Here is a 22,484-nt window from a genome sequence, read left to right as displayed (position 1 = left end):
CGCGAGTCATTTTATAAGCGAATACGCTCATTTTATTGACGCACAACACACATTTAAATTTCGATATTTCTCGTTTTCGCGCACTAACGATAAATTCACATCATAAATACATTTAAAACAGAGGATGCCCCAACAGTATCCTTAGACCTACCACTCTGTATGTTACCCAGCAGGAAAAAATATGAGCCAAGCAGAACGTTCAACGCTAAAAGGCCAGTGCATCGCCGAGTTTCTCGGCACTGGCCTGCTGATTTTCTTCGGTGTCGGCTGTGTCGCCGCCTTGAAACTGGCGGGAGCCAGCTTCGGACAGTGGGAGATCAGCATCATTTGGGGTCTGGGGGTTGCGATGGCAATCTACCTGACCGCCGCCATTTCCGGTGCTCACCTCAACCCAGCCGTCACTATTGCCCTGTGGCTGTTTGCCTGCTTCGATGGGCACAAGGTTGTGCCTTACATTCTGGCGCAGATTGCAGGAGCCTTTTGTGCCGCTGCACTGGTCTACGGTCTGTATCACAATCTGTTCGTGGATTATGAACAAACCAACAATATGGTGCGCGGCAGCACCGAAAGCCTGAGTTTAGCGGGCATTTTCTCAACCTATCCGAACCCACACATTTCTGTCATGCAGGCGCTGCTGGTTGAAACCGTCATCACCGCCATACTGATGTGCCTGATTCTGGCGCTGACCGATGATGGTAACGGTATCCCACGCGGGCCACTCGCTCCGCTGCTGATCGGTATTTTGATTGCCGTTATCGGTGCATCCATGGGGCCGCTGACCGGCTTCGCCCTTAACCCCGCGCGTGACTTTGGTCCTAAACTGTTCGCGTTTCTGGCGGGCTGGGGCAACGTGGCCTTCACTGGCGCACGCGACATTCCTTACTTCCTGGTTCCCATCTTCGGCCCGATTATCGGTGCCTGCCTGGGTGCCTTCGGCTATCGCGCACTGATTGGCCACAATCTGCCATGTGATGTGTGCGAACCCGAGGCAGAAAGTACCCCGCGTCGTGAAGGCCGTTAAACTTAACGCCACGACCATCCTATTTCACGGTTAATCATTACAGGATTGGATTTATGAACCCGGAAAAAAAATACATTGTCGCGCTCGATCAGGGCACAACCAGCTCCCGCGCCATCGTACTGGATCACGATGCGAATATCGTTAGCGTTTCACAGCGTGAATTCACTCAGATCTATCCAAAAGCAGGCTGGGTAGAGCATGATCCGATGGAGATTTGGGCATCACAAAGCTCAACGCTGAACGAAGTGTTGGCTAAAGCCGACATCAGCGCAGATGAAGTCGCAGGCATTGGTATCACCAACCAGCGTGAAACCACCGTCGTATGGGAAAAAGAGAGCGGCAAGCCGATTTATAACGCCATCGTCTGGCAGTGTCGCCGTACCGCTGAAATTTGCGAAAAGCTGAAGAAAGACGGTCTGGAAGAGTACGTGCGCAACACCACCGGTCTGGTGGTCGACCCCTACTTCTCCGGCACCAAAGTGAAATGGATTCTGGATCACGTTGAAGGCTCTCGCGAGCGCGCCAAACGCGGTGAACTGCTGTTTGGTACCATCGACACCTGGCTGATCTGGAAAATGACGCAAGGGCGTGCTCACGTAACGGATTACACCAACGCCTCCCGCACCATGCTGTTTAACATTCATACGCTGGAATGGGATACCCGCATGCTGGAAGCGCTGGATATCCCGCGCGAAATGTTGCCAGAAGTGCGCGCATCTTCAGAAATTTACGGCCAGACCAACATTGGCGGTAAAGGCGGCACGCGTATTCCTATCGCCGGTATCGCGGGTGACCAGCAGGCGGCGTTGTATGGCCAGCTTTGCGTCAATCCTGGCATGGCGAAAAACACCTACGGCACGGGCTGCTTCCTGCTGATGAATACCGGTAAAGAAGCGGTGCTGTCCAAACACGGCCTGCTGACCACCATCGCCTGCGGCCCACGCGGCGAAGTGAACTACGCGCTGGAAGGCTCCGTGTTCGTTGGCGGTGCATCCATCCAATGGCTGCGTGACGAGCTGAAGCTGATCGGCGACTCAATGGACTCCGAATACTTCGCGACGAAAGTGAAGGATTCTAACGGCGTTTACGTCGTCCCTGCCTTTACCGGTTTGGGTGCCCCTTACTGGGACCCGTATGCCCGTGGCGCGATCTTCGGTCTGACCCGTGGCGTGAACGCTAACCACATCATTCGTGCGACGCTGGAATCGATTGCCTTCCAGACCCGCGACGTACTGGATGCCATGCAGGCGGACGCCAATACGCGCCTGAAAGCGCTGCGTGTCGACGGTGGCGCGGTCGCCAACAATTTCCTGATGCAGTTCCAGTCCGATATTCTCGGCACGCGCGTGGAACGTCCAGAAGTGCGTGAATCCACAGCACTGGGTGCCGCTTTCCTGGCGGGCTTAGCGACAGGCTTCTGGAACGATCTGGATGAAGTGAAGAGCAAAGCCACGATCGAGCGTGAATTCCGCCCCAGCATTGAAACGGTAGAGCGCAACGTGCGCTACAGCGGCTGGCAGAAAGCCGTGGCTCGTGCTCGTAACTGGGAAGACCACGACGCGTAATCCGCCAACGCATCTATCCACATCAGGCGCGCCTGTCGCGCCCGTTTTTTCCCTATCGCCCAACCGCCTCCCTACATCGTTGTGATAAAATCCTGCCCACATCTCTTCCTTTCCCGATCGACAATAGACAGGTATTTATGAAACGTGAATTAGCCATCGAGTTCTCGCGCGTCACCGAAGCAGCCGCGCTGGCAGGCTATAAGTGGTTAGGCCGTGGCGACAAGAATGCCGCCGACAATGCTGCCGTACAGGCAATGCGCATCATGCTGAATCAGGTCAATATCAACGGTCAGATTGTCATCGGTGAAGGGGAAATCGACGAAGCGCCTATGCTGTTCATCGGCGAGCAGGTCGGTACCGGTCAGGGCGATGCCGTCGACATTGCCGTCGATCCGATTGAAGGCACACGGATGACGGCAATGGGTCAAGCGAACGCGCTGGCCGTGTTGGCCGTTGGCGAAAAAGGCACGTTTTTGCACGCGCCAGATATGTACATGGAAAAGCTGATTGTCGGCCCCGAGGCAAAAGGCGCGATTGACCTCAACCTGCCGCTGGCAGACAACCTGCTTAATGTCGCGCTGAAGCTGGGTAAACCGCTGAGCCAATTAACGGTGACTATACTCGCTAAACCGCGCCACGATACCTGTATCGCGGACATGCAGCAGTTGGGTGTGAAAGTGTTCGCGATCCCAGACGGCGACGTTGCGGCGTCCATCCTCACCTGCATGCCAGACAGCGAAGTTGACGTGCTATACGGCATCGGCGGCGCGCCAGAAGGCGTAATTTCAGCAGCCGTTATCCGCGCGCTTGATGGCGACATGCAGGGGCGTTTGCTCGCCCGTCATCAGGTCAAAGGCGATAGTGCTGAAAACCGCCGTATCGGTGAAGATGAGCTGGCACGCTGCCGCCAAATGGGCATCGAAGCCGGTGGCGTCCTCAAGCTTGATGACATGGCGCGCAACGATAACGTGATTTTCTCTGCAACTGGCATCACCAAAGGTGATTTGCTGGACGGGATCGCGCGTAAAGGCAATATGGCAACGACCGAAACGCTGCTGATCCGCGGCAAATCCCGCACGATCCGCCGGATTAAATCGACGCACTATCTGGATCGTAAGGATCGTATGCTGCACGAGTTCCTGCTGTAGCTGACCACCGATCGGGGGACTGATTGTTTCACAGTTGTTAATAAATGGCGTATCGTAGATGCACGAATAGTGGCGTCAATACCCTAAATAATTCGAGCTGCAGGACAAAACGTTATCGTTTTGAACAACGCACATGCAGCTTGAAGTATGACGGGTACAACAGGAGCAGAAAAATATGGCTGAATGGGTGACAGGCAAGGTAGTTCAGGTAGAAAACTGGACAGAAAGTCTGTTTAGCATTCGGGTTCACGCGCCCACCGATGCATTCACTGCCGGGCAGTATGGCAAACTGGCGCTGGAGATTGATGGCGAGAAGGTGCAGCGCGCTTATTCCTACGTGAATGCGCCCAGCGATCCCACGCTTGAGTTCTATCTGGTGACGGTGCCAGAAGGTAAGCTCAGCCCGCATCTGCATGCGTTGCAGCCCGGCTCAGACGTCCTGATCGTCAAAGAGGCTGCTGGCTTTTTCGTGCTGGAAGAAGTGCCTGATTGCGAAACGCTGTGGATGCTGGCAACAGGGACGGGTATCGGCCCTTATCTGTCGATTCTTCAGGAAGGCAAGGGTCTGGAGCGTTTTAAGAATATCGTGCTGGTACACGCCGCCCGCTTCTCACGCGATCTGAGTTATCTGCCGCTAATGCAGCAGTTACAGCAGCGCTACCACGGTCAACTGCGTATTCAAACGGTCGTCAGTCGAGAAGAAGAAACGGGCTCGCTGACGGGCCGCATTCCCCAGCTTATCAGCAGCGGTACGCTGGAAGCCGCCGTGGGCCTGCCGATGGATGCAGCGACAAGCCACGTCATGCTGTGCGGCAACCCGCAGATGGTACGCGACACTCAGTTGTTGCTGAAAGAAGAGCGCCAAATGACCAAGCACCTGCGCCGCAGGCCCGGCCATATGACCGCCGAAAACTATTGGTAAACCGCGTTTTATACCAACTAGCGGCGGAAACGAAACGGCTCCGCCGCTGCTCCAAAGCGGTTTTCTCCTTTTGTCCCCAGAAAAACGCCGCAGTCGAGCAGCGTCATCACGACAATCAGGATCGGCAAGAAACGGCCAATGCCCCATTGCCAGATGGGCGAGAACATCGTCCAATTCCCCGAAACCAACATCCACGCCACCACGAGCAGAAGCGCCCACCAGCCGCTCTTATTACGGTCATGCAGCCGTTTCACCATGATCGCCGCCGTCGGCCACAGTAATACCACCAAACCAAACGCCGTCGATTGCGTATCCAGCCAGCTTTGGCCAGATAGCGTAAACAGCACCGCCATCAATGCGACCCAAATCGCCATCCAAAGCCAGAAATCACGACGACCGACTCGGCCTTTAAACGAGAAGCACCACTGCTGTAATGTCATTAACGATAACGCCCTGAATTGTCGGCCTCTCTGGCCGAATTAATCTGTATTTTACGCTGGCTGATTTTACCTCAACCGAGACAGTTGCCCGCAATCTTTACGCGATTTTTGTCAGCCACGTGTGATTTCTCACAACGACGTACTATTTTTGACAACGACGTACTATGTTTGACAACGACGTACTATGTTTGACAACGACGCACTATTTTTGACAACGACGCACAAATGCCGTTTTAATCAAACGTATTCCGCCGTTAGCGGCCTGGACATCTTCTGCAGTGGTTGACCCGAATCCCTATGACACGAAAACGCATCGCTTCACTTTTGGTTTTATCATCGCTAGTGCTGTACCAGACTCACGCAGGAGCCGATCCGACGTTCCCGCCTAAAACCTCAGCCAATGCGCCGTATCTGCTGGCTGGTGCCCCTACCTTCGATCAAACCATCACGCAGTTTCGTTCTCGCTATAATCTGAGTAATCCGACGCTGCCGATCGGGGAATTTAGGGTTGTCGACACCGGTAATATCACCAGCATCTTGACCCGCGCCGCCAGCCGGATCAACGACAACCTCTATGCCTCAACCGCGTTGGAAAAAGGCACCGGGAAAATCAAAACGCTGCAAATTACCTGGCTACCGCAACCGCAAAGTGAACAAGAAACCGCGGTGCGTCGTAAGCAGGCCATCGACTATATGGCTGCGCTGGCGCGCACATTCGCACCGTCACTGACGGAAGAACAGAGTGTGAAAAAAGTCACCGGACTGCTGGAAAAAGGCAAGGGACAGCGCTTTTATCAGCAAACGGAAGGAGCTTTGCGTTATGTTGTTGCAGATGATGGTGAAAAAGGGCTAACTTTTGCTGTTGAACCGATTAAGCTAACGCTATCTGAACCGTGATCAGCACGGTAATTCATGACGAAAAACAGAGCCACGGTCACATTTCGTCTCTATACTGTGCGCAGGTCATATTGCCTGTCGGCAGTAAAATTTATACATCGGTTCATTAACACCTTGATTTATTAACATATTGATTCATTCGCGATTCCGGCTGGAGGAAAAAAGATGCGACATCCATTAGTTATGGGTAACTGGAAGCTGAACGGCAGCACTAACATGGTCAACGAACTGATCGCGGGCCTGCGTAAAGAGCTCAGCACCGTTGACGGCTGTGGCGTAGCGATTGCACCACCGGCTATCTACCTCGATCAAGCTAATCACCAACTGGCCGGCAGCCGCATTGCGCTGGGCGCGCAGAACGTTGACGTGAACCTTTCCGGCGCTTTCACCGGCGAAACATCTGCCGAGATGCTGAAAGACATCGGCGCGAAATACATCATCATCGGCCACTCTGAGCGCCGCACCTACCACAAAGAAAGCGATGAATTCATTGCGAAGAAATTTGGCGTGCTGAAAGATGCCGGTCTGATTCCGGTACTGTGCATTGGCGAAACCGAAGCAGAAAACGAAGCAGGCCAGACGGAAGCCGTCTGTGCGCGTCAACTGGACGCTGTGCTGAATACGCTGGGCGCGAAAGCATTTGAAAACACCGTTATCGCCTACGAACCTGTATGGGCTATCGGTACCGGCAAGTCTGCGACTCCTGCGCAAGCTCAGGCTGTTCACAAATTCATCCGTGACCACATCGCTAAGCAAGATGCTGCCGTTGCTGAACAAGTAATCATCCAGTACGGCGGTTCGGTGAATGCGGCGAATGCTGCCGAGCTGTTCACCCAGCCGGACATCGATGGCGCGCTGGTTGGCGGTGCATCACTGAAAGCTGACGCCTTTGCTGTCATCGTGAAAGCAGCAGCCGACGCTAAACGCGGCTAAGCTTTATCGAAAATGGGCGGACAAAGGTTCGTCCGATCAAAAAGCCGGTTCACGCTATCGCGCCAACCGGCTTTTTTTATGACGGATATCCCTATCCGTCACCCTTCGGGCCGTTGCTTGCGCAACGTTGAAAAACGCTCCCAGCGTTTTTTTATAACGGATATCCCTGTCTGTACCCTTCTTTTAAACCGTCAGTTAACGGCTCGACCGTTACTTCGCCGCAGGGATTTGCTGCGTAATGCAGTGAATATTTCCCCCGCCCAGCAGGATTTCCCGCGCAGGCACGCCGCTAATCAAGTAGCCAGGGAACATCTGTTGCAGCAGATCGCGTGCAACGTCATCCGTCTTCTCATCCAGCAGTGGGAAAATGATCTGCTGATTGCTGATCAGGAAATTCACGTAAGACCCCGCCAGACGCGAGCCAGCAAGACGTTCAATCGCATCGCCGCTGTCCACACCCTGCGCTTCCTCTTTGGTCGCATGCAGCGGGCCGGGTGCAGGCAGTTTCCAGATTTTCAGCTCACGCCCTTGCGCATCCCGCGCGGCCGACAGTACCTCATAGGCCGCGACGGAGCGTGCATACTGCGGATCGTTTTCATCATCCGTCCAGTGCAGCGCGACTTCACCGGGACGCACGAAACAGCACATGTTATCGATATGCCCGTCGGTTTCGTCGTTGTACACGCCCTCATCCAGCCAGATAATCGTCGAGATGCTGAGGTAATCACGCATCAGCTGTTCGATTTCCGCTTTGCTCAAATGCGGGTTACGGTTCGGATTGAGCAAGCATTCCGCCGTAGTCAGAAGGGTGCCTTCACCATCGACATGGATCGAGCCGCCTTCCAAAATCAGCGGTGCGGCATAACGTGCAGCCTGATGATAGTCCAGCACCTGTGCCGCGACTTTCTCATCCTGACGCCAGTCTTCGTACAGACCGCCCAGCTCGCCGCCCCAGGCGTTGAACTGCCAGTCGATACCCCGACGTTCACCAGCCTGATTCAGCACGATGGTTGGACCGGTGTCACGCATCCAGGCGTCATCGCTTTCCATTTCCACCAGCGTGACGTTCACCGGCATCACTTGTTGCGCATCCGCCATGTAGCGTGCAGGCACGCCCATGATCACCGGCGTGTTCTGGGCGATGGCTTCCGCGACGCGCGCGAACGTTTTCTGCGCCGGAACGCCCTGTTCGCGCCAGTTATCGGTCCGATACGGCCAAATCATCCACACGGCATCATGCGGTGCCCATTCGGCAGGCATCGCAAAACCATCCTGATGCGGCGTGGTGAGATGGGGAGTAGCTAGCTGTGACATCACTTATCTCCGGGTCTTGCCGTCAGAGGTGGCAATCGTGCCGTACATGTCCGGGCGACGGTCGCGGAACAGCCCCCATGACGCACGCTGTGCAGCAATGGCTTCTAAATCAAATTCATGCACCAGAATCGCTTCATCTGTCTTGTTGGCCTGAACCAGCAGCGCACCCGTTTGGTCGGCAATAAAGGACGAACCGTAGAACGTCATTTCCAGACCGTCGATGTATTTGCTGGCTTCGGTACCGATACGGTTGGATGCGATCACCGGCACCAGATTCGCGGCGGCGTGACCTTGCTGAACGCGAGTCCAGTGCGGCTGGCTGTCGATATCCGGGTAAGCCGGTTCGGAACCAATCGCGGTCGGATAGAAAATCAGCTCTGCGCCCTGCAACGCCAGGCTGCGGGCGGTTTCCGGGAACCACTGATCCCAGCAAATGCCCACGCCGATTTTTGCGTAGCGCGTCTGCCAGACTTTAAAGCCGGTGTCGCCCGGAATGAAGAATTGCTTCTCCTGATACGCCGGGCCGTTCGGAATGTGCGTTTTGCGGTAAACGTCCAGCACGGCGCCGTCCGCGTCAATCATCACCAGCGAGTTGTAATAGGCGTTATTGGCACGCTCAAAGAAGCTCAACGGCAGCACCACGTTCAGCTCCGCCGCCAGTGCGGAAAAATGCTTAATCAGCGGGCTGGTTTCCAGCTCCTGCGCCAGCGCATAGTGCTCCGGGCTTTGATCGATACAGAAATACGGTGCGGCAAACAGTTCCTGAATCAGGATAACCTGCGCGCCTTTTGCATGCGCTTGTCGCACCAGTTTTTCAGCGTTTTCGATATTCTTGGGCAGATCCCAGGAACACGCCATTTGTGTTGCGGCAACGGTAACTTTTTTCATGCGAAAACCTCAATAATAACGATATATACCCGCCCTTTCTTACCGGCGAGTATCGGCAATAAGTGTTTCTCTCGGTCACGATTATGCATCGGCACTAACCGGCACGGCCTTAACGAGTGTAGGCCAACACGCCGACTCATGCCCGACGGGAACGTTCCGTTAAGGTATTGACCGAAAATGACATGCGCATTATGCCAGTTAATGACGAGACTTCACTATGCTGAAAATGAATGATCTCGCGTGACGAGCAGAAAAGAAAAACCGCCTTTTCCACGGCGGTTTCTATCAATGATTAAGATTGAGAGAAAGCGGTAGGCAACAGCATCAGGCTTCAATAGTATCCGCCTGATGTAGCGCCTGACTGACCACTTGCCGCTGTTCCAACAGCATTGGGCTGGTGCGGTCACGAGGATAGGGCAACGTCACGGGCAAAATTGCGCTAATCCGGCCAGGTCGGGGCGACATCACCACTACTCTGTCAGCCAGAAAAACCGCCTCTTCCACATCGTGCGTCACCAGCAGGATCGTCAAGTCCGTTTGCTGGCGTATTTCCGCCAGACGCTCCTGTAACTGCTGTTTGGTCAGCGCATCCAGCGCACCAAAAGGTTCATCCAACAAGAGAATACGCGGCGTCGACACCAGCCCACGAGCAATTGCCACACGCTGCGCCATTCCTCCTGATAGCTGATGCGGCCACGCGTCAGTAAAGCCTTCCAGCCCCATCATCTGGAGATAATGGGCAATTCGCTGCGCAACTTCCGCTGGGGAAAGCGTGAGATTAAGCATACCGAGGCGGATATTGTCCGTCACGGTGAGCCACGGAAACAGGCGCGGCTCCTGAAACACCAGACTGACATCATCGGGAATACCCTGTACAGGCCGCTCACCAATCAGAATGCGTCCACGTTCTGTGGTATCAATCCCGGCGGCCAAACGCAGCAGCGTCGATTTACCACAGCCGCTGGCACCGATGACCGCAACCAGTTCGCCAGAATGCAGCGACAGATCGATGTCCTGTAACACCGTCAGCGGCGCGCCGTTGACGGTAAAATGTTTAGTAATATGCTGAAAATGCAGGGACATAGATTCTCCGTTAACGGTCACGCAAAGCGCCAGCGGGTCAGCCGCCGTTCAGACAAGGTAATCAATCGGGAAAACAGCGCGGCCACCACAGCAATCAGCACCACGCCAGCCATGATGCGATCGGATTCAAGCAACTGCTGTGCGCGAATCATCATGCCGCCCAATCCCTCTCCCGACGGCATGAAATACTCTGCGCCAATCGCGCCCGTCCACGCATGCATCAGCGCCAGCCGCAGGCCGGAAAACAGCGGCGGCAATACGCTGGGCAGTATCAACATTCGGAGCGTCTGCACCGGCGTCAGACGTAGCACCTGCGCCACTTCCAATAGCGCAGGCGGAAGCTGGGCGATCCCCTGACAGGTTGCCAGCATCACAGGAAAGAACGCCGCGACGGCGATAAACACGATTTTGGCGCTCTCCCCTAAACCAAACCAGGCGGTGATCAGCGGCAGCCAGGCAAATAGCGCCACGCAGCGCAGCGCGGACAGCGCCGGATTAAACAGCCTGTCGGCGATACGCCAACCGCCAAGTAACGCACCGACCAGCACGCCGATCGCGCTGCCCAGCACAAAGCCCTGTAGCGCACGCAGCAGGCTGGCATGAAGATCGGCCGACAGCCCGCCCTGAACCAGCCCCGTCCACAGCGCGTCGACCACGCTGCTCGGTGCGGGAAGAAAGGCCACGTTCACCCACTCGTGCACGCTGCTCACCTGCCACAGCACAACCAGTACCAGTGGCACTAACCAAGGCGTCATCGACAGGCTCGGCAGCGTAGTGCTCAGGCTATCGCGCCCCAGCACTGGTGCAGGCCAGTGAATCCAGCGACGCTCCAGCTTCAGCAGCACACGCTCCCCGGCAAATCCCAGTATTCCAATAATCAAAATGCAGACAAACACCAAATCCAGCATAAATAGCTGGCGGCTTTGTACCAGCAGATAGCCCAGCCCTTCGCTAGATGCGAGCAGCTCGACCGCGATCAAGGCGACCCATCCGGTAGAAAACGCCAGCCGAATGCCCGTCATCACATAAGGCAGCATCGCAGGCAGAATCAGGTAACGCAGGAAAGCGGCGGGGGGTAAACGCAGGCTACGCGCCATTTCATGCAGCTTTTGTGGCGTCTGTTGAATACCGGCACACGTGTAGAGCGTAACCGGCACCGTTACCGATTTCACCAGCACCACCAGTTTCAGCGCTTCACCGATACCCAGTGACAACATCAAAAGCGGAATCCAGGCCAGCGTCGGGATCTGCGCGATGACGGTGAAGAGCGGCATAAACAGCGCATTCAACCGGCGATTCAGGCCAAACAAGCTGCCGAGCACCAGACCCAGCGCGATCCCGCCGCTAAAGCCAATCACCAGCCGTATCAGGCTGATAGGCAACTGGTGAATCAGCTCTTCGGGGATAAAAGCCCGCGCGCTATCGATGACTGCCAGCGGCGAAGGAAGAATCTGTTCAGACATCCACCCGTGACGACTGGCCAGCCACCAGCAAGCAAGGACCAGCAGCGGCACGACTAATGAAATGACCAACGCGGAATATCCCGCTGACAGCGTGGCGGTCAGCGAAGCGTCAGGGGCGGAGCGTATCCGCAACAGGTATTTAGGCATCATGATCGTCGGTATCCGGCTACGTTATTTTTGCGTTAGCAGGGATAGACGCGTAATCCCCGCCTGCTCGACATCGGCCAGCAGCGCGGCAACCTCGCCGTAATTCGCCTCTTTGTCCGCCTGCACCTGCACCACCAGATCAGCGTTACCTGCTTTAGCCTGCTGCAAACGCGGTACCAGTTGTTCGCGTGCCAGATTTTCTTTATTGATGAACACACGCTGCTCACCATCAATGCTGATCACCACCGGATCGGCGCGATCGGCCGGTGCCACCGCCGACGTTTTCGGCAACTGAATCGGAATGGCATTCGTCAACATCGGCGCGGTAACAATAAACACCACCAGCAGCACGAGCATGACGTCCACGAGCGGCGTGATATTCATTTCACTCATGACGTCTTCATCATTACGCGAGGTAAACGCCATATCACACTACCTCTCTCAGGTTCTTCACGGAGAAAGCGGCGGCCGATGGCTCAGCGCTGGTATGAAACGTGCTGACGTGAAAATCGTGTGCCTGCATCACGCTGTAAACATCATGGGCGAAGTCATCCATGTCTGCGACAGCCAGCTTGAGGCGACGTAAAAAGTAGTTGTAAATCAGCACCGCAGGAACGGCGACAGCAATCCCTATCCCGGTCGCAATCAGCGCGTTGCCAATCGGCCCCGCAACGGTGTCGAGACTGGCAGAACCAGAAAGCCCAATTTCCTGCAACGCGGCCATAATCCCCCACACGGTGCCAAACAGGCCGATAAACGGCGACGTGCTGCCGATACTGGCCAGAACCGCCAGCCCGCTTTCCAGCGAACGGCGTTCACGCTGGATCTGCTGTTGCAGCGCGCGCTCAACCCGATCGGGCAGATGAATATTCAGAGCAAGTTGCCCGCTGATCCGCTCCGGTGCTTTAACGGCGGCCAGCGCCAGATTGGCGAGGGAACCGGGCTGTTTTGCGCTGGTTTCTGGCGTCTGGCTGACGTCATCCTGCTGCCAGAAGGCGGCACGAAAGCGTCGATCGCGCCGCTGCGCCCGCCCATATTGGACGAATTTCAGTAGCCCCAATCCCCAGGTGACGAGAGAAAACAACAGCAGCAACAGAATCACTGCGCCTTCCGCAGAAAAGAGTTCAATGTGTCCGAGCGTCATAACCAATACCTCATGAATTTAGCGAAAAATCGACGGGAACAACCACCCAGCCGCTAACCGGTTGACTGCCACGGCGTGCCGGAACGAAAGACCAGCGCCGCACCGTGTCTCTGGCGGCGTCATCCAGCGAGGGATAGCCGCTTGATTGATGGATACGAATGGTTTGCACCTTGCCGTCGGCACGCACCTGCACGTTCAACAGCACGGTACCTTCATAACCACGGCTAATCGCCACGTCGGGATAAGGCGGTGCGGGATTGTGCAGGTAATCAGCATTCGCGAGCGGCGGCGTCAACGGCGCGTCAACGGGCTGTGCGACCGCCTGTTGCGCCACCGGAGCTGGCGTTACCGGGGCACTTGCCGATACCGTTTCAGCCTGAGATTTTGGCGTCGGTGCGGGCGGATTCTTTTTCACCGCGACCTTTTTAGGCGCGGGTTCAGGCTTTTTCTCAGGCTCTTTTTTCTCGGGTTCCTTTTTTTCAGGTTTCGGCGGCAACAGCGCGTTGTCATCCACCGGCTTGTCCACGGGCGGCGGAACGAGTTCCGGCGGTGGCGTTACGACGTCAGGCTCAATAGGTTCAGGTTCGACAGGTTGGGGTTGCGGCACTGGTTCGGCAACCGCAGCAACCAGCTCGACGCTGACAGGCTGTGGTCGGGCAGGTACCGTAACGGGCGGCGTCGATGCGCTGTTGAATAACGCCAGTACCGCCGCGTGCAATAGCAACGTCGCGACCACCGCCAGCCAGCGTTCAGGTCGGGACGATACCGTCGTATTCAACATCGGCAAGCGCGGCTGCACGACGCCGCTCACCCGGCTGGCGTGCGGAGTCGGCTCCGGTGAATAAGACCGGGATACTGACGCCGCTCCCGCATAGAGTAATTCCGTCATGGTGGACTCCTGACCGTGTTTATTTATACCCGTCATACTTCACATTGCAGGCGTCATGGATAGATGACCTGAAATAGCGGTGGAATAATCGATTCTTCTCGAGTGCTTAATAAAGTCAACGTATGTATCTGTATATCGATATTTATTTAATTGGAAAGATAATGGTATTCATCGCCTAACGACAAACTAAAGGTAATAAGTCCCGATAGGCTAATGCATAGTTGGAATAGTTTTTTTTCGTTCGCTGCATAGTGATGAAATAAGCGATGAATGCTGATTTAGCTATTTACTAAAAATAATAATGCTTTTTTTGTATTAGTCAGTTTATTGCCAAGCCTTTAAATGTGGTTCTGCAACGAGATGACGCCGTGCTAAACCGGCGCAATAACAACATTGATATTCGCACACTCACATTCAAACACCTCATCACTGGCGGGTAAGAAATGACAACATCAGGACGAAAATGGTTAGTGACCGGCTTATTGGCAATGGGTATGGCCTGGTCAGGCATCACATCGGCGATTACTGAAATTCGTATTGCCGCACCAGACATTGGCGCAGGCACAAAACCCAGCGGCGGCGGCCTGCTTGACGTCATTCACAGCCAGAAGCTGCTGGAGCGCGAGTTTGGCAAAGACGGGATCAGCGTCCGTTGGACATTCATCAAAGGCGCAGGCCCCGTCATCAACGAAGCGTTTGGCAACCATCAGGTTGACGTGGCCTATCTGGGTGATTTAGCCAGCATTATCGGTCGCTCTCGCGGTCTGGATACGCGCGTGATCGCCGTAGCATCACGCGGCATCAACCATTATCTGGCGGTAGCGAAAGGCTCCGGTATTGAGAAAATCCCCGACTTGAAAGGCAAACGTATTGGTATCTTTCGCGGAACAGCCGGTGAGCTGTCCTTCGTTAGCGCGCTCGATTCACAGGGCCTGAAGCCTTCTGATGTGAAGCTGATCAATCTCGATTTCGCAGCAGCCAGCGCGGCGTTAGCCGCTGGACAGATTGACGCCACCTGGGGCGGCAGCAATACGCTCTCGCTGCGGGATAAAGGGCTGGCGGACATTCCGCTGTCGAGCCGTGACCTCGACGGCGCAGGCCAGCTCAGCGGCTTCCTGCTGGTGGATGAGAAATTTGCCAAAGGCAACGAAGATATTCTGCGCCGCCTGGTCAAAGTCCAACGAGAAGCGGCAAACTGGGCGAGCGATGAGAAAAATAAAGATGAGTTTATTCGACTCTTAGCTACCCAATCAGGGTATCCGGAAAATATATTACGCGTCGAATGGGATACATTGCCGCCATTAACCGAGCGTCTTTCACCCGAATTGGATCGGGCCTTTGTGGAAAAACTAAAACGTGCCGTCACATTGGCCTATGAATCACGCCTTATTCGACAGCCTTTTGATGTCGATAAATGGCTGGATGATTCTTATCTGAAAGCAACTCAGTAATTTATTCCCCCCAAAAGATTATAGCCCACGTATTGCCGTGAATTTCACGGCAATCGGCAGCCTATTGACTCAATTCGGAAGAAGCTATGTATTTAAAACAACACCAACAGTATTTAAAAAAACACCAGCGCAAAATAACGTCAGGCCTTTTAATGAGCTGCGTCTTAACGCTTCCCGCGATGGCACGAGCAGCCGATCCGCAAATCACAACGGATAACCCATCACAACAGATCACACCCGGCACCGAGGCAGCAACCGCCGCCCCCGTTCAACTAAAGCGTGTGAAAGTGAATGCTCAGCGTACGCCTGTTCAACCACCGACCACGCTGGCATCGGTGATCGATGGCAAAACGCTCGAAGAAGAACGGATCTACCGCTTTGAAGAACTGTCGCAACTGGTAACAGGGCTGGATGTCGATACCGTCGATGTAATGGACACCACCGTGACTATTCGCGGGATTGGCGACGGCGGCGAGAGCGGCACCAACATCGGTATGCCGGGCAGCGTGGGGCTGTTTGTCGATGGTGTTTACTTGTCCCGCCCCGGCGTCATCTCTAATGACTTGCTGGATATCGACAGCACCCGCGTGCTGAAAGGCCCGCAGGGCGCGGCCTACGGCTTCAATACCACCGGCGGCGCGATTGATATTCGCACCCGCAAGCCGACCTTCACGCCTGAATATTCACTGGAACAATCGTTCGGGCAGCGCGGCTATCTGCAATCCAAACTGATGGCGTCTGGGCCACTCAGCGAGCACTGGGCGGGACGCATCAACCTGTCACGCACGGAGCGTGGCGGAAACGTCACGAATATCGAAAACGGCCATAAGCTCGGAGGTAGCACCAATAACGGTGTGCGCGGCCAGTTGCTGTATCAGCCCAATGACAGTTTTAGCCTCCGAATTACTGGCGACTACAGCGATTCCACCCAGCGTCCGGTCTCAGTACTGGTGAGTGCAACCGATGCATTCCGCACCCGTGCGCAACAAACTGGCCTTAAGGTTGTCGGTGGTCGTCAGGTCGCGATGGATGACGAGAACGTGATTCGCGTTGCACAAGGCGGCGGCTCGGTAGAAGCCAACTGGAAACTGAAGAGCGGTTATAGCCTCAATTCATTGTCATCACTGCGCTATTTCCGTGTGCTGCCCAGCACGGCAGATAACTGGAATATCCCACTCTATCGCGACAGCGGCGCTGACGTACGCGATCGCGTCTGGTCGCAAAGTTTTTGGCTCGATTCGCCCAAAGGCAATACCTTCGATTATTCAGTGGGCGTCGATTACTGGGGTGAGAACCTCGATACCGAGGCAAACAGTCGCTACTACAACGACAACCGCGTGCGGACGTGGGTCGGAAATGGCTATCAGGGCATTAACGTTCAGCGCTTTGGCACACTGGATGACACCGTCTATTCCGTCTATGGCCGCGGGACTTGGCATGCCGCCGATAAACTGGATGTCATTGTCGGTCTACGTCAAACCTATGAAAAGAAAGAGGGAACATTCCAGCGTAAAAATCGTGCCACCTTTGACTCCGGCCCGCTATCGCAAACCAACCGCCTGCCTTCGGGTTCCATCAGCCTGAACTGGTTCGCGGCACCGAATGTGACTCCTTACGTCACGCTAGGCTACGGGGAAAAATCCGGTGGCCTAAATGTATCATCTGGGGCAGCAAGGCAACTGGGGATTGATTCGCTGTACGTCGATCCAGAGAAAACCCGTTCAGCGGAACTGGGGGTGAAAACCCACTGGCTACAACGCAAAGTAGAATGGAATACCGCGCTGTTCTGGAGCGTCGTCGAAGATTTCCAGAACAATGCCTATGACGAGGAAACGGATACCAGCTATCTGATTAACGCCGGGAAATTCCGCTCGCGCGGCGGCGAAACGCAGTTAACGCTGCACCCCGTTGACGGCCTGAGCATCAGTCTGGCCGGTACTGTTCTGGATGCCAGCTACCTGAATTTCCCTAACGCCCGCTGCCCGGCAGAAATCTCCGCCGTCTCGTGCGATATGTCTGGAAAGCGCGTCTTTAAATCCCCAACTCTGAGCTACAACACCCGCGTACGTTATCAATGGGATACGCCAAATAACCTGCAAGCCTCAGTTTCCGGTCAATGGTCATGGCGGAGCTGGGCCTACGGCACGCTCGACGACTCCGAATCCAACCGCATTCCCTCGTACGGTGTCCTCAACCTGTCTAGCGGGCTGAGCGGCAAGCAAGGTGACAACCGCTGGAATGTGTCTCTGTGGGTGAAAAACGCGCTGGATAAAAACTACTACCGCTCCGTCAGAGGCTCCAGCGCTACAACGGGCGTGATTGGTGAACCGCGCATGGTTGGGATCTCCGTCGGCTACGATTTCAAGGGCTAACGTCATGGACAAGATGGCTTACTCACGCCGGCGCTTCCTGCGCGACAGCACGCTGCTGGCGTTGTCGGCACCGTTCTGGAGATCGGCGCACGCCGCCGCGCCGCTTGCCTCAGCCTACGCTGGTGAAGTGGTGCCGCAAGTCAGCCTGCGCTGGCTGGACGGGAAACGCCCTCTCGCGTTCACCGGCGTGACCTGGGGCGTCCCCTGGCCGCAGGGGGCCGTGCGCAACGACAGCGGTTTCCAACTGCATGATGCACAGCAGCGAGCTTATGACCTGCAAAGCTGGCCATTGGCTCGCTGGCCGGACGGCTCGATTAAATGGTCAGCACATGCGCTGGGCGGTGACACCCCGCCGGAAGACGGGCTAAGGCTGCGGCCGACAGCCACAGCAGAGGAGCCATCGAGTTCTGGGATGGTCAGCGAACATGCCCATGGCTGGACGGTGGATACCGGACACATTCGCTGCATGATTCCACGTTCTGGCCCCCGTCTGATCGAAGAGATCTGGCGAAATAATCGGCTGGCGTTAACCAACGGCAGGCTGGTGCTGCGCATGCAGCGAGGCACGGAGACGGATAGCACGCTGACGCAGGATGCCTATCAGGGCGTGATCGAGACGGTCACGGTGGAGCAAAATGGACCGCAGCGGACGGTGATTGCGCTACGCGGTACACACCACGCGCAGCCGCAAGGGGTGACGCACATCCCCTTTATTATCCGGCTGTATAGCTATGCGAACACCGACTCGCTGCGCGTCATACACACGCTGATCTATGACAACGACGACGACCACCTCAGCCTGAAAGGGCTTGGTCTGGCGTTCGACGTTCCGCTACAGGGAGAACTGCACGATCGCCACGTACGTTTTGTTTCGGATCAGGGCGGGCTCTTTCGTGAGGCGGTACGCGGCCTGAGTGGACTACGTCGCGATCCCGGCGCAGCCGTTATTGCGGCACAGCTGGCGGGGCAAGCCACGCCGCCGATAGCGGATTTTTCACCAGAAGTCGGGAAACGGCTGGATTACATACCCGCGTTTGGCAGCTACCGCCTGACGCAGCACCACCCTGACGGTTTCCAGATACACAAACGCACTGCTGCCGGACAGGGCTGGCTCCTTTCCGCCACGGGCGAACGAGCAGCGGGCGTCGGCTATCTGGGTACGCCGAAAGGCGGCGTGGCGTTCAGCCTGCGAAATTTCTGGCAGAGCTATCCCGCTAGTCTGGAAATCGACAATGCCCACACCGACGTGGCGACCGTCACGCTCTGGCTGTGGTCACCGTGGGCAGAACCGATGGATATGCGCTTTTATCACGACGGGCTGGGTCAGGATACCCATGACAAACAGCGTGAAGGGCTGGCGATCACCTACGAAGATTACGAACCGGGCTTCGGTTCGGCGGTCGGCGTGGCACGCACCAGCGAACTGTTTATCGATGTGCTGCCCGCAACGCCAGACGCGGAAAATCTGGTGAATCGGGCGCGACGCATGCAGCAACCGCCGCTGCTGGTGGCGGACGCACAAGCTCTGCACCACGCGCAGGCATTTGGCCCATTGTGGGCACCCGCTTCCGCCCCTTCTTCCTCTGCCACCACGCCCGGCCGCATCAGGCTGGAGAAACAGCTGGATGCGTATTTCGACGTCTATCAGCAGGAAGTCGAACAGCGCAAATGGTACGGCTTTTGGGATTTCGGCGACGTGATGCACACCTATGACAGCGACCGTCACGTCTGGCGCTACGACGTGGGCGGCTACGCGTGGGATAACTCGGAACTCAGCACCGATCTGTGGCTCTGGTATTACTTCCTACACAGCGGGCGCGCCGAGGCGTTTCGCATGGCGGAAGCCATGACGCGCCACACGGGCGAAGTGGACGTACACCATCTGGGACGCTTCAGTCCGCTGGGGTCGCGGCACAATGTGCGCCACTGGGGCGACAGCGCCAAACAGCTGCGTATTTCTACCGTCGCCAACCGCCGCTTTCTCTACTACCTCACCGCCGATGAGCGCATCGGTGAACTGATGGATGAACAGGTTGAGGCGCTGCGTACGCTTGGCACCGTGCTGCCCGGCCGCAAAATCGGGCAGACATCGCCTGCCGATCCGCATCACGTCAGCCTGAGTTTCGGAACGGACTGGGGTGCGGTAGCCGCCGTCTGGCTAACCGCCTGGGAGCGACACGGCGATCCGGCAATACGCGCACGCCTGCTCACCAGTATGCAGACCATTGCCGCCCAGCCGCACGGCTTTTTCACCGGTGGTTCGGCCATTGACCCCGATACCGGCCGCTTTCTTCCCGCGCCTGCGGATCAGGTGGAGATCTCACATCTGAGTGCGGTTTTTGGTCTGACGGAAATCTGTAGCGAACTGGTTGAGGCGTTGCCCGACCCCGCCTTTACGCGCGCGTGGCTCGACTACTGCCGACTGTATAACGACCCCGTCGCGTTAAGTGCGGCCGTGGGCAAGACGGTGAAAAAGCTCAATCTGGCTCAGGGACATGCCCGACTGACCGCCTTTGCCGCCCGACAGTTGAACGATCGCGCGCTGGCGCAGCGCGCCTGGGCAGAGTTTACCGCTGGTAGCGGCGGCATCGCCCATCCAACTCTCGAACAGCGACGCTTAACGCCTCCTATCGTGCTCTATCCGATCAATGAGCCGGTGATCGATTCCACCATTCATAAACATGCCGGCAGCACCGCAGCCGTCAATCTGGCGACCAACGCCGTCGCCCAGTGGGGATTAACGGCCATCGCCCTGCTGGCCTTGCTGGATGACATTCCCTCTTCTTAATGCCGCCACCCGGCGGCACGCTACAGGACATCACCATGACTGACCCAGGCTGTACTGAAAACACGCTCCTCCTGTCGCCGCAGGCAGACGGCACGCGTGAAATTATCGATTCACCACACCGTTCAACGTTTCTCTGGTCCACGGATCCCACTGGCCAGCCGCTACGCTGGCAGGTGGAGCAGGAAGACCCTGACCGCACCGCGATCCAGACCACGCCAGATCGTCTAACGCTGGAAAGCGCCGCTGGGCTAACGATCTGGCTGGATGCCCCGCTCTCGGGCACCTATCGCATCGCCTTTACGCGAGAAGTTCTGGTCGCCGATCGCCCTTACGACCGCGTATCCGACCTGAACCAGTTCTGGGCCGCGCGCGACCTGCATCATTCGAATCTGTTTACCCGGTACGGCAAACTCAACGAGTATGACAGCCTGAATCTGTACTATGTCGGGATGGGCGGTAACTGGAACAGCACCACGCGCTTTCGCTATTACGACGGTCACGGCGAGCGCCTGCTGCTCGGCGAGTACACCGATGCCGCGCATCTGCTGCGTCCTCATCATCGCTATCGCATCGTGATTGAAGTGGATCGGCGGGAAACCCGTTTTTGGGTCGACGATGTGCTCTATTTCCATGCCAGCTATCCGAATACGCCGGCTCTGGGCTATTTCGGCTTTCGGACGGTATTCTCACGTCAGGAAATCCGCGAGTTCAGCATCACTCCGCTGTAAGCGCCACGGGTGTACCGTGCAGGTCGCTATCGACCTGCACGAAGGTTTCAATCAGCTTGCGCGCCAACAGCGATAGACGGGCGTCCACCAGATAAATAATGCCGTAATGGGTATAAAACTCGTCGGTATTGTCGTCCAGACCGGCAATCTTCAACATGTGAATACCATGCCGATCGGGCTCGTTGAAATGATTGGTCGTCCCAATGGCATCCGAATGACGTACCACATCCAGCAGGCTGTAGCCATTCTCACATTCAATGCTGGTACGAATATCCAGTTTACCGCTCAGTTGCACCAGCGCGCGGTGCAGGTTGGGTGGGCGGATCGTTGCCGCCAGCGGATAGGAAAAGAACTGCTCGACGGTAATCTCTTCCTGCGTCGCCAGCGGGTGTCCGCTGCGGCAGCAAAATCCCCAGCGGTGCTGGCTCAGAGGCTGTACGCGATAGCGGGTATCGAATTCAAAGTTGCGCATATCCGCCACGATGAAATCCAGCTCTTCGGCCATCAGCCGATGGCCCAGCGCCTGCCAGTTATCGACGCGAAAAACCATCCGCACCTTTGGGTAATGTCGCGAGAAATCCCCGATCACCTGCGGCATAAGCCAGGCGGCGGGAGCCGGACCGCAGCCAAAATTCACTTCGCCCGCTTCTTTCTCATTGAACTGTTGAATGTCGTTAAACAGATCGTGCGTCTGATTAATCAGGCGACGCGCATGTTCCAGCACCACCAATCCTTTCGGCGTCGGCTCCAACTGATTCATGCGATCAATCAGGCGGGTGCCGATGGTCTGCTCCAGCGACTGGATGCTGCGGCTGAAGGCAGATTGGGAAAGCTTCATCGCCTGTGCCGCCGACGTAAAATTGCGATGCTCAATCAGGGCAATAAAGTGACGCAGTTGGCGAAGATCGATATTCATAGCGGCAATCGGCGTGTCATCAAGACGGAAGGAATGGGCAGGCTAGCAGGTCTAGACGTGCAGAAAAAATAATAAAACCGATGTTTATATTCTTACCGGTTATATATGCAGCACGGTCTCTTATACGCCAATCCAGGGGCATCGCGAGTTTTGCCGTTATCCGGCGTAAAAAATTATGCTGAGGAGATAGCGGGCTTAGGATGAGCCGCAGGGACGCGGCTCAAGCTTGCGCCACGTAGGGAACGTGTCGCAAGCGGTCCGTTAAGCCAGATACCGACGAAGGCACCGCGTAGCGGCATAATTCGCGCCAAAAGCCAAGGGGTCACGGGGCGAGCGGCGCTTAAGCCGCCCCGTGTCGGGCGCGTGCTACGAGGT

At 56.2% G+C, this 22,484-nt stretch carries 19 protein-coding genes; 10 read left to right on the top strand and 9 right to left on the bottom strand.

The window, feature by feature from the left end; translation table 11 throughout:
• Positions 1-181 precede the first annotated feature (181 nt).
• The 4 genes from IG609_RS00700 to fpr all read left to right on the top strand — a co-directional run bounded on the left by IG609_RS00700 (position 182) and on the right by fpr (position 4,656).
• Positions 182-1,021, top strand: coding sequence for an MIP/aquaporin family protein (locus tag IG609_RS00700; protein WP_193397758.1), 840 nt, complete (start codon positions 182-184; stop codon positions 1,019-1,021).
• Positions 1,022-1,074: 53 nt separating this feature from the next.
• Positions 1,075-2,586, top strand: a complete 1,512-nt coding sequence (glpK, locus tag IG609_RS00695) for a glycerol kinase GlpK (protein ID WP_193397759.1) — start codon at positions 1,075-1,077, stop codon at positions 2,584-2,586.
• A gap of 137 nt (positions 2,587-2,723) precedes the next feature.
• Positions 2,724-3,734 carry a class II fructose-bisphosphatase gene (gene glpX / locus IG609_RS00690; protein ID WP_193397760.1) on the top strand — a complete coding sequence of 337 codons (1,011 nt, stop codon included), beginning with the start codon at positions 2,724-2,726 and terminating at the stop codon, positions 3,732-3,734.
• A 175-nt stretch (positions 3,735-3,909) separates the two neighbouring features.
• A complete protein-coding gene (gene fpr, locus IG609_RS00685; protein WP_010281538.1) occupies positions 3,910-4,656 on the top strand; it encodes a ferredoxin--NADP(+) reductase in 747 nt (248 codons plus the stop codon).
• Between the two features lie 17 nt (positions 4,657-4,673).
• On the opposite strand, the gene IG609_RS00680 is transcribed toward fpr, so the two are convergent.
• On the bottom strand, positions 4,674-5,096 hold the full coding sequence (locus tag IG609_RS00680) for a DUF805 domain-containing protein (protein ID WP_102118157.1): 423 nt from the start codon (positions 5,094-5,096) through the stop codon (positions 4,674-4,676).
• Positions 5,097-5,393: 297 nt separating this feature from the next.
• Here IG609_RS00680 and IG609_RS00675 point away from each other — a divergent pair, with 297 nt between their 5' ends.
• Together IG609_RS00675 and tpiA are read left to right on the top strand one after the other, a co-directional pair.
• Positions 5,394-5,993, top strand: a complete 600-nt coding sequence (locus IG609_RS00675; RefSeq protein WP_102118156.1) for a YiiQ family protein — start codon at positions 5,394-5,396, stop codon at positions 5,991-5,993.
• Between the two features lie 165 nt (positions 5,994-6,158).
• Positions 6,159-6,926, top strand: a complete 768-nt coding sequence (tpiA, locus tag IG609_RS00670) for a triose-phosphate isomerase (RefSeq protein ID WP_102118155.1) — start codon at positions 6,159-6,161, stop codon at positions 6,924-6,926.
• Between the two features lie 210 nt (positions 6,927-7,136).
• Here the strand turns inward: tpiA and aguA are convergent, their stop codons facing one another.
• The 7 genes from aguA to IG609_RS00635 form a co-directional block, all read right to left on the bottom strand.
• The gene (aguA, locus tag IG609_RS00665; RefSeq protein ID WP_193400735.1) at positions 7,137-8,240 is read right to left on the bottom strand and encodes an agmatine deiminase; all 1,104 of its coding nucleotides are present in this window, start codon (positions 8,238-8,240) and stop codon (positions 7,137-7,139) included.
• 3 nt (positions 8,241-8,243) lie between these two features.
• Complete coding sequence (gene aguB / locus IG609_RS00660; protein WP_193400733.1) at positions 8,244-9,128, bottom strand: N-carbamoylputrescine amidase; 885 nt, start codon at positions 9,126-9,128, stop codon at positions 8,244-8,246.
• A 324-nt stretch (positions 9,129-9,452) separates the two neighbouring features.
• Complete coding sequence (locus IG609_RS00655) at positions 9,453-10,211, bottom strand: ABC transporter ATP-binding protein (protein WP_193400731.1); 759 nt, start codon at positions 10,209-10,211, stop codon at positions 9,453-9,455.
• Between the two features lie 17 nt (positions 10,212-10,228).
• On the bottom strand, positions 10,229-11,824 hold the full coding sequence (locus IG609_RS00650) for an ABC transporter permease (protein WP_193400729.1): 1,596 nt from the start codon (positions 11,822-11,824) through the stop codon (positions 10,229-10,231).
• Positions 11,825-11,845: 21 nt separating this feature from the next.
• Positions 11,846-12,247, bottom strand: coding sequence for an ExbD/TolR family protein (locus tag IG609_RS00645; protein WP_039545946.1), 402 nt, complete (start codon positions 12,245-12,247; stop codon positions 11,846-11,848).
• Position 12,248: 1 nt separating this feature from the next.
• Positions 12,249-12,965 carry a MotA/TolQ/ExbB proton channel family protein gene (locus IG609_RS00640; RefSeq protein ID WP_010281558.1) on the bottom strand — a complete coding sequence of 239 codons (717 nt, stop codon included), beginning with the start codon at positions 12,963-12,965 and terminating at the stop codon, positions 12,249-12,251.
• A 10-nt stretch (positions 12,966-12,975) separates the two neighbouring features.
• On the bottom strand, positions 12,976-13,854 hold the full coding sequence (locus tag IG609_RS00635; RefSeq protein ID WP_193400727.1) for an energy transducer TonB: 879 nt from the start codon (positions 13,852-13,854) through the stop codon (positions 12,976-12,978).
• Positions 13,855-14,297: 443 nt separating this feature from the next.
• Between IG609_RS00635 and IG609_RS00630 the strand changes: the two genes are divergently transcribed.
• From IG609_RS00630 to IG609_RS00615, 4 genes are all read left to right on the top strand, one after another.
• Complete coding sequence (locus IG609_RS00630) at positions 14,298-15,305, top strand: ABC transporter substrate-binding protein (protein ID WP_193400725.1); 1,008 nt, start codon at positions 14,298-14,300, stop codon at positions 15,303-15,305.
• 86 nt (positions 15,306-15,391) lie between these two features.
• Complete coding sequence (locus IG609_RS00625; RefSeq protein WP_193400724.1) at positions 15,392-17,677, top strand: TonB-dependent receptor; 2,286 nt, start codon at positions 15,392-15,394, stop codon at positions 17,675-17,677.
• A 4-nt stretch (positions 17,678-17,681) separates the two neighbouring features.
• The gene (locus IG609_RS00620; RefSeq protein WP_193400722.1) at positions 17,682-20,465 is read left to right on the top strand and encodes an exo-rhamnogalacturonan lyase family protein; all 2,784 of its coding nucleotides are present in this window, start codon (positions 17,682-17,684) and stop codon (positions 20,463-20,465) included.
• Positions 20,465-21,193, top strand: coding sequence for a DUF6250 domain-containing protein (locus IG609_RS00615; RefSeq protein ID WP_193400719.1), 729 nt, complete (start codon positions 20,465-20,467; stop codon positions 21,191-21,193). Before IG609_RS00620 ends, IG609_RS00615 begins: the two co-directional genes overlap by 1 nt.
• On the opposite strand, the gene IG609_RS00610 is transcribed toward IG609_RS00615, so the two are convergent.
• On the bottom strand, positions 21,180-22,109 hold the full coding sequence (locus IG609_RS00610) for a LysR family transcriptional regulator (RefSeq protein WP_193400717.1): 930 nt from the start codon (positions 22,107-22,109) through the stop codon (positions 21,180-21,182). The genes IG609_RS00615 and IG609_RS00610 overlap by 14 nt on opposite strands.
• Between the last annotated feature and the right edge of the window lie 375 nt (positions 22,110-22,484).

This window comes from Pectobacterium quasiaquaticum, assembly GCF_014946775.2.
Taxonomy (GTDB): Bacteria; Pseudomonadota; Gammaproteobacteria; order Enterobacterales; family Enterobacteriaceae; genus Pectobacterium; species Pectobacterium aquaticum.
Note: the sequence above shows the minus strand (reverse complement) of the source record. Positions and strands in the feature narration are given on the sequence as shown.

What these genes read in the sequence shown, in the direction of transcription:
- IG609_RS00700 (WP_193397758.1), top strand. Translation starts at nt 182, where the DNA reads ATGAGCCAAGCAGAACGTTCAACGCTAAAAGGCCAGTGCATCGCCGAG.
- glpK (WP_193397759.1), top strand. Translation starts at nt 1,075, where the DNA reads ATGAACCCGGAAAAAAAATACATTGTCGCGCTCGATCAGGGCACAACC.
- glpX (WP_193397760.1), top strand. Translation starts at nt 2,724, where the DNA reads ATGAAACGTGAATTAGCCATCGAGTTCTCGCGCGTCACCGAAGCAGCC.
- fpr (WP_010281538.1), top strand. Translation starts at nt 3,910, where the DNA reads ATGGCTGAATGGGTGACAGGCAAGGTAGTTCAGGTAGAAAACTGGACA.
- IG609_RS00680 (WP_102118157.1), bottom strand. Translation starts at nt 5,096, where the DNA reads ATGACATTACAGCAGTGGTGCTTCTCGTTTAAAGGCCGAGTCGGTCGT.
- IG609_RS00675 (WP_102118156.1), top strand. Translation starts at nt 5,394, where the DNA reads ATGACACGAAAACGCATCGCTTCACTTTTGGTTTTATCATCGCTAGTG.
- tpiA (WP_102118155.1), top strand. Translation starts at nt 6,159, where the DNA reads ATGCGACATCCATTAGTTATGGGTAACTGGAAGCTGAACGGCAGCACT.
- aguA (WP_193400735.1), bottom strand. Translation starts at nt 8,240, where the DNA reads ATGTCACAGCTAGCTACTCCCCATCTCACCACGCCGCATCAGGATGGT.
- aguB (WP_193400733.1), bottom strand. Translation starts at nt 9,128, where the DNA reads ATGAAAAAAGTTACCGTTGCCGCAACACAAATGGCGTGTTCCTGGGAT.
- IG609_RS00655 (WP_193400731.1), bottom strand. Translation starts at nt 10,211, where the DNA reads ATGTCCCTGCATTTTCAGCATATTACTAAACATTTTACCGTCAACGGC.
- IG609_RS00650 (WP_193400729.1), bottom strand. Translation starts at nt 11,824, where the DNA reads ATGATGCCTAAATACCTGTTGCGGATACGCTCCGCCCCTGACGCTTCG.
- IG609_RS00645 (WP_039545946.1), bottom strand. Translation starts at nt 12,247, where the DNA reads ATGGCGTTTACCTCGCGTAATGATGAAGACGTCATGAGTGAAATGAAT.
- IG609_RS00640 (WP_010281558.1), bottom strand. Translation starts at nt 12,965, where the DNA reads ATGACGCTCGGACACATTGAACTCTTTTCTGCGGAAGGCGCAGTGATT.
- IG609_RS00635 (WP_193400727.1), bottom strand. Translation starts at nt 13,854, where the DNA reads ATGACGGAATTACTCTATGCGGGAGCGGCGTCAGTATCCCGGTCTTAT.
- IG609_RS00630 (WP_193400725.1), top strand. Translation starts at nt 14,298, where the DNA reads ATGACAACATCAGGACGAAAATGGTTAGTGACCGGCTTATTGGCAATG.
- IG609_RS00625 (WP_193400724.1), top strand. Translation starts at nt 15,392, where the DNA reads ATGTATTTAAAACAACACCAACAGTATTTAAAAAAACACCAGCGCAAA.
- IG609_RS00620 (WP_193400722.1), top strand. Translation starts at nt 17,682, where the DNA reads ATGGACAAGATGGCTTACTCACGCCGGCGCTTCCTGCGCGACAGCACG.
- IG609_RS00615 (WP_193400719.1), top strand. Translation starts at nt 20,465, where the DNA reads ATGCCGCCACCCGGCGGCACGCTACAGGACATCACCATGACTGACCCA.
- IG609_RS00610 (WP_193400717.1), bottom strand. Translation starts at nt 22,109, where the DNA reads ATGAATATCGATCTTCGCCAACTGCGTCACTTTATTGCCCTGATTGAG.